17 protein-coding genes are annotated in these 14,260 nt (G+C 64.4%); 9 read left to right on the top strand and 8 right to left on the bottom strand.

Annotation, left to right across the window (positions count from 1 at the left end; translation table 11 throughout):
* Position 1 precedes the first annotated feature (1 nt).
* The 3 genes from ACLB1G_RS03390 (at position 2) to ACLB1G_RS03380 (ending at position 3,422) form a co-directional block, all read left to right on the top strand.
* A complete protein-coding gene (locus ACLB1G_RS03390; protein ID WP_491625774.1) occupies positions 2-769 on the top strand; it encodes an ATP-binding cassette domain-containing protein in 768 nt (255 codons plus the stop codon).
* A 265-nt stretch (positions 770-1,034) separates the two neighbouring features.
* Positions 1,035-1,601, top strand: a complete 567-nt coding sequence (locus ACLB1G_RS03385; RefSeq protein WP_491625773.1) for a YceI family protein — start codon at positions 1,035-1,037, stop codon at positions 1,599-1,601.
* Between the two features lie 57 nt (positions 1,602-1,658).
* Positions 1,659-3,422 carry an amidohydrolase gene (locus ACLB1G_RS03380; RefSeq protein WP_491625772.1) on the top strand — a complete coding sequence of 588 codons (1,764 nt, stop codon included), beginning with the start codon at positions 1,659-1,661 and terminating at the stop codon, positions 3,420-3,422.
* A gap of 315 nt (positions 3,423-3,737) precedes the next feature.
* Here ACLB1G_RS03380 and ACLB1G_RS03375 read toward each other — a convergent pair whose 3' ends face one another.
* Entirely contained in the window at positions 3,738-4,322 is a 585-nt protein-coding gene (locus ACLB1G_RS03375; RefSeq protein WP_491625771.1) for a chromate transporter, read from the bottom strand.
* Positions 4,319-4,894, bottom strand: coding sequence for a chromate transporter (locus ACLB1G_RS03370; protein ID WP_491625770.1), 576 nt, complete (start codon positions 4,892-4,894; stop codon positions 4,319-4,321). Before ACLB1G_RS03370 ends, ACLB1G_RS03375 begins: the two co-directional genes overlap by 4 nt.
* A gap of 175 nt (positions 4,895-5,069) precedes the next feature.
* Here ACLB1G_RS03370 and ACLB1G_RS03365 point away from each other — a divergent pair, with 175 nt between their 5' ends.
* Positions 5,070-5,282, top strand: coding sequence for a hypothetical protein (locus tag ACLB1G_RS03365; protein ID WP_491625769.1), 213 nt, complete (start codon positions 5,070-5,072; stop codon positions 5,280-5,282).
* A 357-nt stretch (positions 5,283-5,639) separates the two neighbouring features.
* Here ACLB1G_RS03365 and ACLB1G_RS03360 read toward each other — a convergent pair whose 3' ends face one another.
* The 5 genes from ACLB1G_RS03360 to ACLB1G_RS03340 all read right to left on the bottom strand — a co-directional run bounded on the left by ACLB1G_RS03360 (position 5,640) and on the right by ACLB1G_RS03340 (position 9,016).
* The gene (locus tag ACLB1G_RS03360; protein ID WP_491625768.1) at positions 5,640-6,545 is read right to left on the bottom strand and encodes a PAS domain-containing protein; all 906 of its coding nucleotides are present in this window, start codon (positions 6,543-6,545) and stop codon (positions 5,640-5,642) included.
* A gap of 344 nt (positions 6,546-6,889) precedes the next feature.
* Positions 6,890-7,480, bottom strand: a complete 591-nt coding sequence (locus ACLB1G_RS03355) for a phosphohydrolase (RefSeq protein WP_491625778.1) — start codon at positions 7,478-7,480, stop codon at positions 6,890-6,892.
* Positions 7,481-7,556: 76 nt separating this feature from the next.
* Positions 7,557-8,096, bottom strand: coding sequence for a GNAT family N-acetyltransferase (locus ACLB1G_RS03350; RefSeq protein ID WP_491625767.1), 540 nt, complete (start codon positions 8,094-8,096; stop codon positions 7,557-7,559).
* On the bottom strand, positions 8,093-8,677 hold the full coding sequence (locus ACLB1G_RS03345; RefSeq protein ID WP_491625766.1) for a helix-turn-helix domain-containing protein: 585 nt from the start codon (positions 8,675-8,677) through the stop codon (positions 8,093-8,095). Before ACLB1G_RS03345 ends, ACLB1G_RS03350 begins: the two co-directional genes overlap by 4 nt.
* A 51-nt stretch (positions 8,678-8,728) precedes the next feature.
* Complete coding sequence (locus ACLB1G_RS03340) at positions 8,729-9,016, bottom strand: hypothetical protein (RefSeq protein ID WP_491625765.1); 288 nt, start codon at positions 9,014-9,016, stop codon at positions 8,729-8,731.
* Between the two features lie 169 nt (positions 9,017-9,185).
* Here ACLB1G_RS03340 and ACLB1G_RS03335 point away from each other — a divergent pair, with 169 nt between their 5' ends.
* Genes ACLB1G_RS03335 through ACLB1G_RS03320 form a run of 4 tightly spaced genes read left to right on the top strand, consistent with a single transcriptional unit; the run spans position 9,186 to position 11,889 of the window.
* Positions 9,186-10,259, top strand: a complete 1,074-nt coding sequence (locus tag ACLB1G_RS03335) for a flavodoxin family protein (protein ID WP_491625764.1) — start codon at positions 9,186-9,188, stop codon at positions 10,257-10,259.
* Between the two features lie 53 nt (positions 10,260-10,312).
* Complete coding sequence (locus tag ACLB1G_RS03330; RefSeq protein WP_491625763.1) at positions 10,313-10,594, top strand: helix-turn-helix domain-containing protein; 282 nt, start codon at positions 10,313-10,315, stop codon at positions 10,592-10,594.
* Positions 10,591-11,121: a HipA N-terminal domain-containing protein gene (locus ACLB1G_RS03325; protein ID WP_491625762.1), complete on the top strand. Its 531-nt coding sequence runs from the start codon at positions 10,591-10,593 to the stop codon at positions 11,119-11,121. The genes ACLB1G_RS03330 and ACLB1G_RS03325 overlap by 4 nt, the downstream gene beginning before the upstream one ends.
* 18 nt (positions 11,122-11,139) lie before the next feature.
* The gene (locus ACLB1G_RS03320) at positions 11,140-11,889 is read left to right on the top strand and encodes a type II toxin-antitoxin system HipA family toxin (RefSeq protein WP_491625761.1); all 750 of its coding nucleotides are present in this window, start codon (positions 11,140-11,142) and stop codon (positions 11,887-11,889) included.
* Between the two features lie 97 nt (positions 11,890-11,986).
* On the opposite strand, the gene ACLB1G_RS03315 is transcribed toward ACLB1G_RS03320, so the two are convergent.
* Positions 11,987-12,646 carry a class I SAM-dependent methyltransferase gene (locus ACLB1G_RS03315; RefSeq protein WP_491625760.1) on the bottom strand — a complete coding sequence of 220 codons (660 nt, stop codon included), beginning with the start codon at positions 12,644-12,646 and terminating at the stop codon, positions 11,987-11,989.
* A gap of 138 nt (positions 12,647-12,784) precedes the next feature.
* Between ACLB1G_RS03315 and ACLB1G_RS03310 the strand changes: the two genes are divergently transcribed.
* Positions 12,785-14,245, top strand: coding sequence for a sialate O-acetylesterase (locus ACLB1G_RS03310; protein WP_491625759.1), 1,461 nt, complete (start codon positions 12,785-12,787; stop codon positions 14,243-14,245).
* The last annotated feature ends 15 nt before the right edge of the window (positions 14,246-14,260 follow it).

Below are 14,260 nucleotides of genomic sequence, written 5' to 3'. Positions count from 1 at the left end.
CGTGCCGGCGGCGCCGCCGGCGCCGGAACCGTCCCCGCCCCTGCAGCGCCACGGCGTGCCGCTGCTGCTGGACCATGTCAGCAAGTCCTACGGCGCCCGCGCCGTGCTGCACGGTATCAACCTGGAGCTCAAGCCCGGCGAATTCGTGGCCGTGGTCGGCCGCAGCGGCTGCGGCAAGAGTACTTTGCTGCGCGCCGTGGCCGGGCTGGAGACGGCCGACGCCGGCCGCATCGCCATCGGCCACGGCGGCGCCGAACCCAGCGTGCGCATCATGTTCCAGGAAGCGCGGCTGCTGCCCTGGAAAACGGTGCTGGACAACGTCGCCCTCGGCCTGCCGCATGCGCTCAATGCGGCCGCCGCCACCCTGGCGACAGTGGGTCTGGCCGAGCGCGCCGACGATTGGCCGTCCGAACTGTCCGGCGGTCAGCGCCAGCGCGTGGCCCTGGCGCGCGCCTTGCTGCACGAGCCGCAACTGCTGCTGCTTGACGAGCCGCTGGGCGCGCTGGATGCCCTGACCCGCATCGAGATGCAGCAGCTGATCGAATCGCTGTGGCGCGCGCGCGGCTTCACCGCCGTGCTGGTCACGCATGACGTGCAGGAGGCGCTGGCCCTGGCCGACCGCGTGCTGCTGATCGAAGACGGCCGCATTACCCTGGACCTGCGCGTGGACCTGCCGCGTCCGCGCGCCCGCGGCCATGCCGCATTTGCCTCGCTGGAACAGCGCCTGCTGGGCCACATCCTCAAGACTTCCCATCAAGACGCTGCCTGAAAGCGCTAGCGTGCGCCTGTTCTTTTGGTAGAACTGGCAAGATATTGCTTCCGATATCATGACCCATGCGGCGGCCTCGTGCCGCCTGGGAACATCTTGATGCTTCCGCGCGCTAATGATCGATTTTATCGATAGTAATCCGGTAAATTTTCCGTTTTACATCTTTAACGGTCGCGCGCATAATCGGCACCAGAAAAGTATGCGTTAGGACTAATTCCAGTACTACGCGCATGCTGGTCCTTGTTCCCCCATACAGGAGTATTTAATGAAAAAAATCATCGCCCTGCTGATCGCCGCCGGTGTCTCCATCGCTGCCCAGGCCGCCCCGGAAACCTATGTGCTGGACAACAGCCACACCTTCTCGCGCTTCTCCTACAGCCACTTCGGCTACTCGACCCAGGAAAGCCGCTTCAACAGCACCACCGGCAAGATCGTGCTGGACCGCGCCGCCAAGACCGGCTCGGTGGACGTGGTGATCGACACCAAATCGGTGGACACCGGCTCCAAGCTGTTCGACAGCCACATCCAGGGCGAGGATTTCCTGGACACCGCCAAGTTCCCGACCATCACCTACAAGTCCACCAAGTTCAACTTCGACGGCGATAAAGTGGCCTCGGTGGACGGCAACCTGACCATCAAAGGTGTGACCAAGCCGGTCACCCTGACCGTCACCTCGTTCCAGTGCATGGCCCACCCGATGCTGAAGAAAGACGCCTGCGGCGCCAACGCCGTTGCCAAGATCAAGCGTTCCGAGTTCAACGCCGGCAAATACGCTCCCTACGTGGGCGATGAAGTGACCCTGACCTTCGCAGTCGAATCCGTCAAAGAATAAAGAGTCACACCCTCTGTAAACCCAATCTGCGCCACGGCGCGTCCCTCAGGAGCAGTAATGAAGTTCACACAACTGACAGGCGCCGTGGCGCTGGCGTGCGCCGGGCTGGCGCACGCCGATACGAATCTGATCATCACCAACGGCAAGATCGCCACCATGGCGAAAGAGGGCGCTTTCGTGCAAGCCCTGGCCGTCCAGGACGGCAAGATACAAGCCGTGGGCAGCAATGCCCAGATCCTCAAGCTCAAGAGCGCTGCCACCCAGGTGATCGACGCCGGCGGACGCACCGTCATCCCCGGCCTGAACGACTCCCATCTGCACATCATCCGTGAAGGCTTGAACTACAACGCCGAGCTGCGCTGGGACGGCGTCACCTCGCTGAAAAAAGCGCTGCAGATGCTCAAGGAGCAGGCTGCGCGCACGCCGGACGGCGCCTGGATCAAGGTGGTGGGCGGCTGGAACGAATTCCAGTTCGAGGAAAAGCGTTTGCCGACCCTGGCCGAGATCAACGAGGCGGTGCCGGACAAGCCGGTGTTCATCCTGTACCTGTACGGCCTGGGCTTCCTCAACCAGAAAGGCATCGCGACCCTGGGCTACACGCCCGAGACCAAATTCAAGGACGGCGAACTGGAAGTGGGCGCCGACGGCAGGCTGACCGGCAAGCTGATCGCCAAGCCCAACGCCCTGATCCTGTACACCACCCTGGCCAAGACCGGCGCCCTGCCGCGCGAGCAGCAGCTGAATTCGACCCAGCAGTATTACACCGAGCTGAACCGCCTCGGCCTGACCAGCGCCATCGACGCGGGCGGCGGCGGCCAGGCCTATCCGGACGATTACGCCGTCAGCCTGGAGCTGGCCAAGGATGGCAAGCTGACCGTGCGCACCTCCTACTACCTGTTCGCGCAAAAGCCCGGCAAGGAGCTGGAGGATTACCAGCGCTGGCTGACCCTGACCAAGCCGGACCGCAACGACCACCTGTTCTACGCCAACGGCTACAACACGGAAGGCGGCGGCGAGAACCTGGTGTGGAGCGCGGCCGACTTCGAGAACTTCCTGGAGCCACGTCCCGACATGCCGCCCGAGATGGAAGGCGAGCTGGAGCCCGTGTTGCGCCTGCTGGTCAAGAACCGCTGGCCATTCCGCATCCACGCGACCTATGGGGAAAGCATAGACCGCGACCTGGCCGTGATCGAAAAGGTCAACAAGGATACGCCGCTGAACGGCCTGCGCTGGTTCTTCGACCACGCGGAAACCATCAGCGACGCGCAACTGGCGCGGGTGAAGGCGCTGGGCGGCGGCATCGCGGTGCAGAACCGCATGTACTTCCAGGGCGAGCTGTACTGGAAACAATATGGCGCCCAAACGCGCCAGATGCCGCCCATCAAGAAGATGCTGGAAATGAAGATCCCGGTCGGCCTCGGCACGGATGGCACCCGTGTCAGCAGCTATGGACCGTGGCCGTCGATCTACTGGGCCGTGAGCGGCAAGACGGCCGGCGGCCTGGAAATCTGGAAATACCAGGATCGCCTGAGCCGCTACCAGGCGCTCAAGCTGATGACACAGGGCAGCGCCTGGATGAGTGGCGAGGAAAAGCTGAAAGGCACGCTGGTGGCCGGCCAGTACGCCGACATCGTCATCCTGCCCAAGGATTACTTCTCGATGCCGGTGGAGCAGATCAAGAACCTGGAAAGCAGCCTGACCATCGTCAACGGCAAGGTAGTGTATGCGGGCGCGGAGTTCCGGCAATACGCCCCGGCCCAGCCGGCCGTGCTGCCGGACTGGAGCCCGGTCAAGCACTACGGCGGCTACCAGAACAAATAGCCCCGTAACCCACCCCGGCACCCCGGTGTCGGGAACCCCGGTGTCCAACGCCGGCAACGCCGGAACGCCGGGAACGCCGGTGTCAGATCTGCCTTAACGCCGGTGTCTAACGCCAGTGTAACGCCGGTGTCAGATCTGCCTTTGGTACATGAGTCCGCTTTACAAAGCGAGCTCATGTACCAGTGGCAGATCTGACACCGGGTTCGCATGTACCAGTGGCAGATCTGACACCGGGTTCGATCTGACACCGGGTTCGACACTGGGTTCAGACAGACACCGGGTTCAGAACAAATAGCCCAAGAGGGGGGGCGCGGTTTAGACGAAGCCGAACCAGCCCAGCAGGGCGCCGGCGGCGATCAGCCATAGCAGGTGGACCTTGGTGCGCCAGATGATCAGGCCGGCCACCACCGACAGCAGCCATAGCGGCCAGCCTGTGGTCCAGTCGCGGTTGGCTCCGGCCAGGATCAGGCCAGCCGAGATGATCAGCGCCACCACGGCTGGCGCCATGCCCTGCTTGAAGGCGCGCACCGCCACCAGTTCGCGGTTGCGGTGGCCCCAGCGCGCCGCCAGGTAAGTCAGGGTCGCGCTGGGCACCAGGATGCCGGTCATGGTGACGGCAACCCCCGCCAGGGCCGCCGCCAGGCTGCCCGCGTTCAGGCCCACCGTCCAGCCCATCAGGGCCACGAACAGCACGTTGGGACCGGGTGCCGCCTGCGCGATGGCAATGGCGTCGTTGAACTGTGCCTGGCTCATCCAATGCTGCTCGACCACCAGGTAGCGGTGCATCTCTGGCGCGGTGGACATGGCGCCCCCTACCGACATCAGTGACAGCATCAGGTAGTGCGCGAACAGGTTGAACCAGTCGGCCCAGCCCAGCACGATGTGCAGCTGGCCGCTCATGGCCGTCGCTCCTTCAGCTTGCGGTAGGTCAGGCCGCAGCCTGCGCCGCCCAGGATCAGCAGGGTATAGGGCAATGGCAGGCGCAGCCACGCCACCAGCACCACGCCCAGCACGGTCAGCGGCACCGTCACGGCCAGCGGCAGCGGATGGCTCTTCAGCGCCGACAGCAGCTTGACCCCGGTGGCGGCGATCAGGCCCGCCGACACCGCCCCCATGCCGCGCAGCGCGCCTTCCACGCCCGGATGGCTGGCGTATTGCGCGTGCAGCACGGCCAGCACCAGCACCAGCAGCAGCGGCAACAGCAGCATGCCGGCCAGGGCTGCCAGCGCGCCACGCAGGCCGAAATAGCGGTCGCCCACCATCATGGACAGGTTGACCACGTTAGGACCGGGCATGATCTGGGCCACGGCCCAGTCCTCGATGAACTCTTCGCGCGTCAGCCAGCGCTTGCGCTCCACCAGTTCTCGCTGCACCACGGCCACCACGCCGCCGAAACCTTGCAGGGCCAGTATGGTGAAGGAAATGAATAAATCGCCCGGGGATGAGGGCCGGCTGCGTTGATCTTGGCTCATGGCATCATTATCCGCGATTTGCGCCGTCTTTGATCCAGCATAAAACGCTATCCAGGCAACTTCGATGAAAAAAGCAATGAAAGCGGCAGCTGATGGGAAGCTGTCATTGACTTTGGGTGCACGTGGCAGATACTGCCCTCAGCCGCAAACCGTATTCCCAACGCGCAGGAAACCTATGAGCGTCTCATCTCTACAGCAAGCGCCAGCCGCCGGGCTGTGCCCGCGCACCAATACCCAGGCCAGCGCCGTGGTCGATCAGGGCATCGTGGTACAGGAAAGCTTCAATACCGTGTGCGCGGTGGAGTATCTCAAGTCGAATAACGTTAATCCGGACGTGATCGAAAGGGTGCTGCTGCATCCTGAACAACGCCGCAAGCCGGCCTGGTGATCCCGATGGAGCAACCGGCAATGCATTTAGTTATGCACAAATCACGTTGACAAGAAATGTCGTGAAAAATTTTGCGCTTGCTGGCAGTGGTGATGTAAGTCCTTGATTTTCAAGGGCCTAGTTTGTGCCTATTGGATGGGCAGTTTGTCGGAAATGGCGTGGTTGCGGGGCGTATGCCTTGTCAATGGGCGCTTTTCCACAAAGATATCCACAATATTTGTGGACATCGGAAAAAATCCTTAGCAATCCGTGACTTAGCGCACGGAGTCAGCGCCGTTATTGTGATTGGGCAGTATTTTGCCGCTGACTTGCAGGCACTTGGCGGCAGTTGACTACTGTATGCGCAAACAGTGCCTGCTATTGTAGCGGCTTTTTCAAGGCCTGCAGCACGCTGCCGACCAGGGTGTACTGGCACGCTTGTCCCGTCTGGTCGAGGTCCGGGACGATCGTGATGCGCAGGCGCACTTCGTGGCCGTCGCGCCGCCTGGCGCTGACCACGTCGGTCCACACCTCGCCGTCCTTGAGGGCCTGCAGCGCATCGGCCAGCTGGTCGGCCGGATAGGGGCCTTCGTGCAGCAGGTGGGGATCGGCGTCCAGCAATTCCTCGCGGCTGTACTGGAACACTGTACACAGCTTGTCGTTCACGGCAGTGATGCGGCCGCCAGCGCTGAGCGTCATGGTGACGGCGTGCTGGTCGACTGCCGCCAGCACCCGCTGCGCATCGTGCAATTCGTGTTCGACGGCGTGCAGCTTGCCATAGGCCTGCTCCAGTCCGGCATAGGCGCGCAGCGAGGAAATCACAGTGGTGAACAGCTTGCGCGTGGTGAGGTCGGTCTTGCACCAGAAATCGTTGATATCGTAGTCGAGGATGATGCTGTGCTCCAGCGCCTGTCCCGGCTGGCCGGTGCGCAGCACGATGCGCACCAGCTGGTTATCCAGCAGGGTGCGGATCTGGCGCGCCACCCGCAGGCCGGCGTCGCTGGTCTCCATGATCACATCCAGCAGCACCAGCGCGATGTCGGATGTGTTGCGCAGCGTGGTCAGCGCCTCCTCGCCGCTGTAGGCGTGCAGAAAGCTCAGGCGCCGGCCCTGGAAGCAGGCATTGCTGAGGGAAAACTTGGTGACCACGTGCACATCCACGTCGTCGTCCACGATCAGCACCCGCCAGGGCGGCGGTGCCGGCGGGGCGGCCGGCCTGGCCTCGGCCGGCGCTTCCTCGTCTTCTATCATCCAATCGGTACTGTCGTCGTCGTTCTGGTTCATGAACTTCCCATGGAGGGTTTTCAGGAGTTAAGGGTGACACTATTCCTTGTGGATACTTTTGTCAAAGCCTCGCGGCCCTGCACAGGAGTTATGCACAAAAAAAAATTTTTCAAGATTCGCCGTGCAATTTGCCAGCGCTTTTCTGATCGCCGCTAAGTGCTTGATTTTATTTGGCTTAAAAATTGCCCGCAGATTAGGCATTTTGTTGTTCAGCCCGTCAGTACGGGCTGTATTGCCTGTCAAGAGTCACTTGCCCACAAGCTTATCCACAGCTGATGTGGATATCTGGAAAAATCACTTTAAATCTCATTATTTACGGGAATCTGATGAGGTCTTGGCTAAGATCAAAGTATGGCTTTCAAACGATTGAGCTCCGTCAAAAAACGTTCGCTTGCCAGCGCCGGCGGCCAGGGTTCCCACGCGGCGCCGCCGTACACCTCGTGCAGCGGGTCCAGGTCCAGCGGCGCGGTGCGGATTTTCAGGGTGGTGCGGACTTCCCGGGGCGTCCAGCCTACCACGTGCACGGCTTCGCTGGCGGCGGCCTGGCGGTCGGCGCGCTTGTGCAGGCGGTGCTCGTGCGGCGTCCATTCCGGCAAGCCGTAGCGGGTGAATACGGCCCGCTCCAGGCGGCGCGTGAGGGCGCGGAAGCCGTCGCCCAGGAAGGGTTTGATGACGGAGATGGCGTCAAACCCCAGCAAGCCTTCTTCGGCGTCATGCAGCAGTTCGCGCAGTTCAGCGACCGGGGACAGCGGGGCGGGCGACAGTTCGCGCCGCAGCAGCATCACGGTCAGCGAGTGCTGGGCCACGGACAGGGGCAGCGGCCAGGCTGAATGGCCACCCCAGCGGTAGGTGCGGGCCAGTCCCAGGGCCAGGTCCTCATCTTCCCAGTCGAAGGGCGTGGGGTCCAGCAGGTCCAGGCGGCGGCCGGAAGGCATGCGCACCCAGGCGCGCGGCAAGGGTAGGGTAATCGGCAAGTCGGGCACGCAAGTCCAGGTTATAAAAAACCGAATACTACGCCGCTTGCAGCTGTTTGTGGAAGAAAGTCGTGCCGCAATAGGCCCCGTCGGGCATCAGCGCGTAGTTGGGTATCACGCCCACGCGCTGCCAGCCGGCGCGCTGGTACAGGCGCTCGGCGTCGCCGCCGGTGACGGTGTCCAGCACCAGCACCGTCTTGCCGAGCTCGATGGCGGCCCGGTCCACGGCGTGCAGCAGCTGCTGGGCCGCGCCGCGCCGGCGCGCCTTGCGGTGCACCAGCATCTTGGCGACGTCGGCGCGGTGCGGCTGGTTGTCGGGCTGGGCCGTGATCAGCTGCACGGTGCCGATGATCTCCTCGCCATCCTGCGCCACCAGCAGCACACGCTCGCCGCGCGCGGTGCCGGCCAGTACGCCGCGCCAGAAGTCCAGCGCCTGTTCACGCGCCAGCGGCAGCATGAAGCTCACCGAGGCGCCGCCTTCCACGCAGTCGATCAGCACCTCGGACAGGGCCCGGGCCAGCGCCTCACTCCCGTGCGCCGCTTCCTGCGGCGGTATGCGGCGGATGGTGATGCTCATTTCGTCCTCCTTGGGGTATAGGGCAGGGTGACCAGGGCCACGGCGTAGCGGGCCGGCTGCTGGCCGGGATTGTGGTACACGATGGGTCGGTCCAGGCGCATGGCCAGGCAGTCGCCCGGCTCCAGGCGCCAGTGCTCCTGGCCGACGGAGACCTCCATGGCGCCGTCGAGCATCCAGATCTGCTGGTGGATATCGGCGTTGTGATCAGTGCTGTCGTAAGCCACCCGCTGCCCGGGCGGGAACACCACATCCACCAGTTGTATCGGCGACTGCGCCGGTGGCGAGACGTTGCGGCGTACGTAGCCGGAAGCGGGATCGGTCCACACCGGCTGTTCCGCGCGGCGCGAGACAGGCGAGGGCTGCTGTTCCGGCTCGGCCGCTTCGAACAACGAGGCCAGGGTCACGCCCAGGGCGGCGGCCAGCTTGTCCAGCACCGTGGCGGTGGGACTGCTTTCGCCGCGTTCGATCAGCGAGATATTCGATTTGCTGACGCCGCTAAGTCTGGACAGGGCGTCCAGTGACAGCTTGCGTTCGGCGCGCAGTGCGGCCACGCGGGCGGCAATGAGGGTATTGATGTCCATGCATCCACTTTACAGGAAATAAAATTCCTGTAAAGTGGAAATTGGGGCCGGTCAGGAGCGGCCAGTGTCGCCGCGTGCGCCTGCGGTGCGGTCGCGGTGGGTGGTGGCCTTGGCGGCGTCCGAGGCGCTTTGCTGGTTATGCAAGTCGGCACGGCCGGCATTGCCCTCGCGCAAGGCGCGATTGCTGTCGTTCGGAACGCCGGCCTGCTGGCGGTTGTTGGAGGGCGTAGCGACGCCCGGCGTGTCATTGCCGGGGTTGCCGGTGGCGTGGTTGCCGCTTTGCTGCATGGTATCGCCGGTCATGTTGGCGCCTGGCTTCAAGCCTTTATCGTTGGCCATGATGGTCTCCTTGTGTTGAAAGTGAGCTTATCGTAGGCCTCGGCTGTCGCCCCGGCTGTAGGCGCACGCCGCATGCTGGCGTAGGAGGGTTGACAGCTGTCCGGGTACGCTGGCGTACAGAGTGCAGTGTTGTTCGCTGTCAGGCTTGGAATCCATAAAGGAGACCGCCATGGCAACGGAAGTACGTACCGGGCAAGCGCCCGACAAGCTGGACCGACATGAATTCCACCTGCAATTCATGCGCTCTTTCCAGGATCCCACCTTCGAGGCAGTGCATGCCGCCCTGTCGCAAGTCGAGCAAGTGGCCTGGGAGAACTACGACAATAGCCGCAAGGCGCCGCGCACGCAGAAGGCGGGGCCGGAGTTCACCGATCCCGACTATGACTTGTCGGTGGAGTGGAAAGAGACCCGCGACCGCCTGCTGGCCGCTGAGGCGCGCCAGCGCGATCCCTCATCGCCGTCACGCGTGCTGCTGATCAACGCTGCCGCACGCAACGATGGCAGCTGCCCCGGCGAAATCTCCAAGACCTGGCGCCTCACCAGGCTGGCCGAGCAGGCCCTGGGCGAGTGCGGCGTGCAAACCGACATCCTGGACCTCAGCCTGCTGACCTCGGCCTACGACTTGCACATCCATCCCTGCAAGGGCTGCGTGTCCACCGCCATGCCGCTGTGCCACTGGCCGTGCAGCTGCTACCCCAACCACGGCGAACGCCAGACCAATGACTGGATGGCGGAGATCTACGAGAAATGGGTGGCGGCGCACGGGATCATCATCCTGACGCCGACCTACTGGTACCAGGCGCCGTCCGTGCTCAAGCTGATGATAGACCGCCTGGTGTGCGCCGATGGCGGCAATCCCGATCCCACCAGCACCCACGGCAAGAAGGCGGCCGAGGCCAAGGAGCTGGAGCTCAAGGGCTGGGATTATCCCAAGCACCTGGCGGGCCGCGTGTATGGCCTGGCCGTGCATGGCGACGTGGCCGGCATAGAAAGCCTGCGCCGCAACCTGTCGGACTGGCTGGAGTGGATGGGCCTGGTCAGCGCGGGCCACCAATCGCAGCTGGACCGCTACCTGGGCTATTACGAATCCTATGCGCAGAGCCACCAGGCGCTGGACCGCGACGCCGCTTTCCGGGAAGAAGTGCGCAACGTGGCGCGGGCCGTGGCCAGGGGCGTCCAGCAGATGCGCGCCGGCCGTATGCAGCAGCCGGATGAAACACTGCAGGCGCCGCGGCCCAAATAAACCGGGTGTATGATATTTCAAACTTTGACGTCAGAAAGTATGAAATGCCATACATGCTTCAAATCAAGGAACTGATCAAGCGGCGCGCCATCACGATGGTCCGGCTGGCGGAACTGATAGGCATGGCGCGGCCCAACCTTGTCACGGTACTGTCCGGCAGGCACGACAGTCGGGCGTCCACACTGGAAGGGCTAGCCGCGGCGCTGGAGGCCGAATGGGTCCTGGTGCCGAAAGAGCATCTGGCCGAGGTGCGGCGCGTGGTGGAGGGGCACGGCAGCGGACCGGACTGGACCGCCAAGAGCGCCGTCGAGCTATTTCTGGAGCGCAGCAAGTGAGCAGTTCGCTTTCTCCGCGCTACCTGGAAGTCTGGCTGCATGGCGGCCTGTGTGGATACTTGTGCGAGCTGAATGGTAATTGCAGGTTTGTGCCATCGGACCGGTTTCGAGCAGCGGGTGGGCAGCCGACCGTGAGCCTGTCGCTGGCCGTGCCCGATGCGCCCACCGTGGCGGCGCAAGTGTTCTCGCATCCTTTTCATCCGGCGCTGTATAGCCATGCCGGTGAGTTGCCGCCATTTTTCGCCGGGCTGCTGCCGGAGAGCGAACTGCGCAGGCGTCTGGAACTGACCCGCCATAATCCGGCCGACCGCGATGACTTCGGTATCCTGGCTGCGGCCGGGCTGGATTTGCCCGGCGCCGTCATCGTCCGGCCGCCGGATAATCCGCATGGCATTCCGGAATATGCGCGCACCTTCGGCGTGACGGGCGGTGTCGATAACCTGGAGGTGGCCGTCATTGAAGGCGCGGCGGAAGGGGCGGCCTCCATCTCCGGTGTGCAGAACAAGCTGGCCTTGTCGACCATATAGGCCGGCAGGCGCTACACCATGCCGGGCCGTGGCCGGCTGTCGGATGTCATCGCCAAACTCCCGCCGCGCGACGACGACTCGCAAATCTACAACGAGTATGTGGCGATGCGGCTGGCCGCCGCCGCCGGCGTGGAGGTGGCGCAATGCGAGCCGGTGCCGCTCAGCGCGCTGGAAATCCCGGGACTGGAGGGGCAGGGCTCGTTCCTGGCCGTCCAGCGGTATGACCGGGCGCACCATGAACGCGTGCATGTGGAGGATGCTTGCCAGGTGCTGGGCCGCATGCCGCGCGCGAAATACGGCAAGGCCGGGGACTATCAGGCTTTTCTTACCTTGTTAGCGCGGCTGAGTCCGCGTGGCATGGAGGACGTCCGGCAATTTTTCCTTCGGCAGGCGGTTAACACCTTGTTGGGCAACAGCGATGCGCACCTGAAGAATTTCTCGGTGCTGTACCAGGACCGCATATTTCCGCAGCTTAGCCCGGCCTACGATATCGTTTGCGTGGCCGCGCTGCCTGGGTTTGCCGGTTATGGCACCAATGTGGCGATCGACAAGCTGCATCGTGCGCAGACCCTGCACGACTACGTGGCGGTGGCGCGCGCCAGCGGGATTGCGGCGCGCATCGCGGCCTCGGCGGTCAAGTCGGCGGTAGCCGCGGCCAGAGATACCTGGCCGCGGCTGCTGAGCGAGCTGCCGGCGCCGCCCGCCATGAAGCAGGTGGTGACAGATCGCCTGGCCACGCTGCCGCTGGCGAAGATCCAGCAGCGGTAATCGTGCATTTAAAATAGCGTTGAGTTTTTCTACAGCGACCAACGACGCCGCGGCCGGCCGCGAGAGGAACCGGCGCGTGGAACTGGTGAAGCAGTGATCAGCGCTTGCGTGCCAGGGTGAGGCCGTCGCCCACGGGCAGCAGCGACAGGTCCACGCGCATATCGGCGTGCAGCTTGCGGTTCAGGGCTTGCAGGGCGGCGGTGTCGGCGTCCTGCGCTGCTTCGGCCACGCTGCCGTCCCACAACACGTTGTCGATGGCGATCAGGCCGCCGGGCCGCAGCAGTTGCAGGCATTGCTCGTAGTAGGCGTCGTAGCCGGTCTTATCGGCGTCGATGAAGGCGAAGTCGTATAGTCCTGCCTCGCCCGCCCGCAAGTGGCGCTCCAGGGTGCCGGAAGCCGGGCCCAGTTCCAGCTGGATCTTGTGGGCCACGCCGGCGCGCTCCCAGTAGGGCTTGCCAATGCTGGTATATTCCTCGCTGATGTCGCAGGCCAGCAGCGTGCCGTCGCTTGGTAGCGAGAGCGCTACCGTCAATGCGCTGTAGCCCGTGAATACGCCCACCTCGATGGCCTTGCGGGCGCCGATGAGCTTGACCAGCAGCGACATGAACTGGCCCTGCTCGGGCGCGATCTGCATGCCGGCCCTGGGATGGCTGGCGGTGGCCTGGCGCAGCGCCGCCTGTTCGGGATGTTCGCGCAGCGAGTGCCCGATGACGTAGCGGTACAACTGGTCGGTGAGGTTGAGCGTACGGTTGGTCATGCCGGTCTCCAGGATGGGGTTCGGGTGATTCTAATCCGGTTGGCCGGCATCCGCTCAAGCTGCTGAGCGATACACGGCCAAGCTGGACAGGGCGCGGTCGATCCGGATAATGGTACCGCTGTCACTGCAGGATACTCCATGCCCCATTCGTTCACGGCGCGCCGCGCCCTCGGTATTTCCCTCCTGGCGCTGCTGGCGCCCATGTCACAGGCCGCCGTGCGCCTGCCGGCCGTGCTGTCTGACCATATGGTGCTGCAGCGCGCCGACAAGGTGCCTGTGTGGGGCTGGGCCGATCCGGGCGAACAGGTCAGCGTGCGCTTCGGCGGCCTATCCAGGTCGGTCAAGGCCGGCAAGGACGGGCGCTGGAGCGTCCAGCTGGATTTGTCCAAAGGCGTGGCCGGCGCCGCCGTCCTGAACGTGCAGGGCGCATCCAGCAGCATCACCGTCAACGACGTGCTGGTGGGCGAGGTGTGGCTGGCGTCCGGCCAGTCCAACATGGAAAAGCCGCTGGGCGAGATGCGCGGCCAGAAGCCGACCTTCAATGCCGAGGCCGAAATCGCCGCCGCCGATTATCCGCACATCCGCTTGTTCAAGACCGCGCGCAAGAAGGCCGGCGAGCCGCAGGACGACGTCAAGGGCGAGTGGGTGCTGTGTTCGCCGGCCACGGTGGACAAGATCAAGTTCTCGGCGGCAGCCTATTTCTTCGGCCGGCGCCTGCATCAGGAACTGGGCGCGGCGGTGGGCCTGATCGATGCCACCTGGGGCGGCACCCGCATCGAGCCGTGGACCCCGGCCCCGGTGGCGCCGGCCAAGGGTGTCAAGGATGCGGCCCAGCTGTACAACGGCATGATCGCGCCGCTGGCGCCGTTCGCGCTGCGCGGCGTGATCTGGTACCAGGGCGAATCCAACATCATCGAGGGCGACGATATTGCGGGCTACACGGCGCGCATGGAGGCGCTGGTGGGCGGCTGGCGCAAAGCCTGGCAGCGCGACCTGGCTTTCTACTATGTGCAGGTGGCGCCGCACCTGTACCACGTGGTGCGGCATAACAAGGTGCTCGATCCACAGGCCGCGCCGCAGCTGTGGGAAGCCCAGGCCGACGCGCTGCGCATCCCCAACACCGGGATGATAGGCACCACCGACCTGGTCGACGACCTGGACGACATCCATCCGCGCGACAAGAAGAACATCGGCCTGCGCCTGGCCAACCTTGCGCTGGCCGGCGCCTACCAGCGCAAGGATATCGAGGCCTACGGCCCGGTGTTCCGTTCGCTGGCGGTGCAGGGCAACGAGGCGGTGCTGAGCTTCGACCACGCCGCCGGCCTGGCTGCGCGAGACAACAAGCCGCTGAGCTGGTTCGACATCGCCGGCGCCGATGGCCGCTATTATCCGGGCAGCGCCGCCATCCGGGGCGATACCGTGGTGGTCAGCAGCCCGGATGTGCCGCAGCCGGTGGCGGTGCGCTTTGCCTGGGACGAGGCGGCGCGCCCCAACCTGGTCAACGGCGCCGGCCTGCCGGCCTTCCCGTTCCGCTCCCGGCGGGCGCCGGATGGCGGCGGCCCGCAGCCCAAGCCGGATGCGGCCACACCGCGCCAGTGACCCGCCGTTTCACCA

It is taken from the genome of Duganella kummerowiae (assembly GCF_053572355.1).
This window is presented reverse-complemented; position numbering and strand designations above follow the sequence as displayed.

Excerpts from the sequence above, each read along its gene's own strand:
- ACLB1G_RS03345 (WP_491625766.1), bottom strand. The coding sequence starts at position 8,677 with ATGGACATCAATACCCTCATTGCCGCCCGCGTGGCCGCACTGCGCGCC.
- ACLB1G_RS03355 (WP_491625778.1), bottom strand. The coding sequence starts at position 7,480 with ATGCCTTCCGGCCGCCGCCTGGACCTGCTGGACCCCACGCCCTTCGAC.
- ACLB1G_RS03340 (WP_491625765.1), bottom strand. The coding sequence starts at position 9,016 with ATGGCCAACGATAAAGGCTTGAAGCCAGGCGCCAACATGACCGGCGAT.
- ACLB1G_RS03310 (WP_491625759.1), top strand. The coding sequence starts at position 12,785 with ATGCCCCATTCGTTCACGGCGCGCCGCGCCCTCGGTATTTCCCTCCTG.
- ACLB1G_RS03350 (WP_491625767.1), bottom strand. The coding sequence starts at position 8,096 with ATGAGCATCACCATCCGCCGCATACCGCCGCAGGAAGCGGCGCACGGG.
- ACLB1G_RS03380 (WP_491625772.1), top strand. The coding sequence starts at position 1,659 with ATGAAGTTCACACAACTGACAGGCGCCGTGGCGCTGGCGTGCGCCGGG.
- ACLB1G_RS03320 (WP_491625761.1), top strand. The coding sequence starts at position 11,140 with ATGCCGGGCCGTGGCCGGCTGTCGGATGTCATCGCCAAACTCCCGCCG.
- ACLB1G_RS03375 (WP_491625771.1), bottom strand. The coding sequence starts at position 4,322 with ATGAGCGGCCAGCTGCACATCGTGCTGGGCTGGGCCGACTGGTTCAAC.
- ACLB1G_RS03315 (WP_491625760.1), bottom strand. The coding sequence starts at position 12,646 with ATGACCAACCGTACGCTCAACCTCACCGACCAGTTGTACCGCTACGTC.
- ACLB1G_RS03365 (WP_491625769.1), top strand. The coding sequence starts at position 5,070 with ATGAGCGTCTCATCTCTACAGCAAGCGCCAGCCGCCGGGCTGTGCCCG.
- ACLB1G_RS03335 (WP_491625764.1), top strand. The coding sequence starts at position 9,186 with ATGGCAACGGAAGTACGTACCGGGCAAGCGCCCGACAAGCTGGACCGA.
- ACLB1G_RS03385 (WP_491625773.1), top strand. The coding sequence starts at position 1,035 with ATGAAAAAAATCATCGCCCTGCTGATCGCCGCCGGTGTCTCCATCGCT.
- ACLB1G_RS03360 (WP_491625768.1), bottom strand. The coding sequence starts at position 6,545 with ATGAACCAGAACGACGACGACAGTACCGATTGGATGATAGAAGACGAG.
- ACLB1G_RS03370 (WP_491625770.1), bottom strand. The coding sequence starts at position 4,894 with ATGAGCCAAGATCAACGCAGCCGGCCCTCATCCCCGGGCGATTTATTC.
- ACLB1G_RS03330 (WP_491625763.1), top strand. The coding sequence starts at position 10,313 with ATGCTTCAAATCAAGGAACTGATCAAGCGGCGCGCCATCACGATGGTC.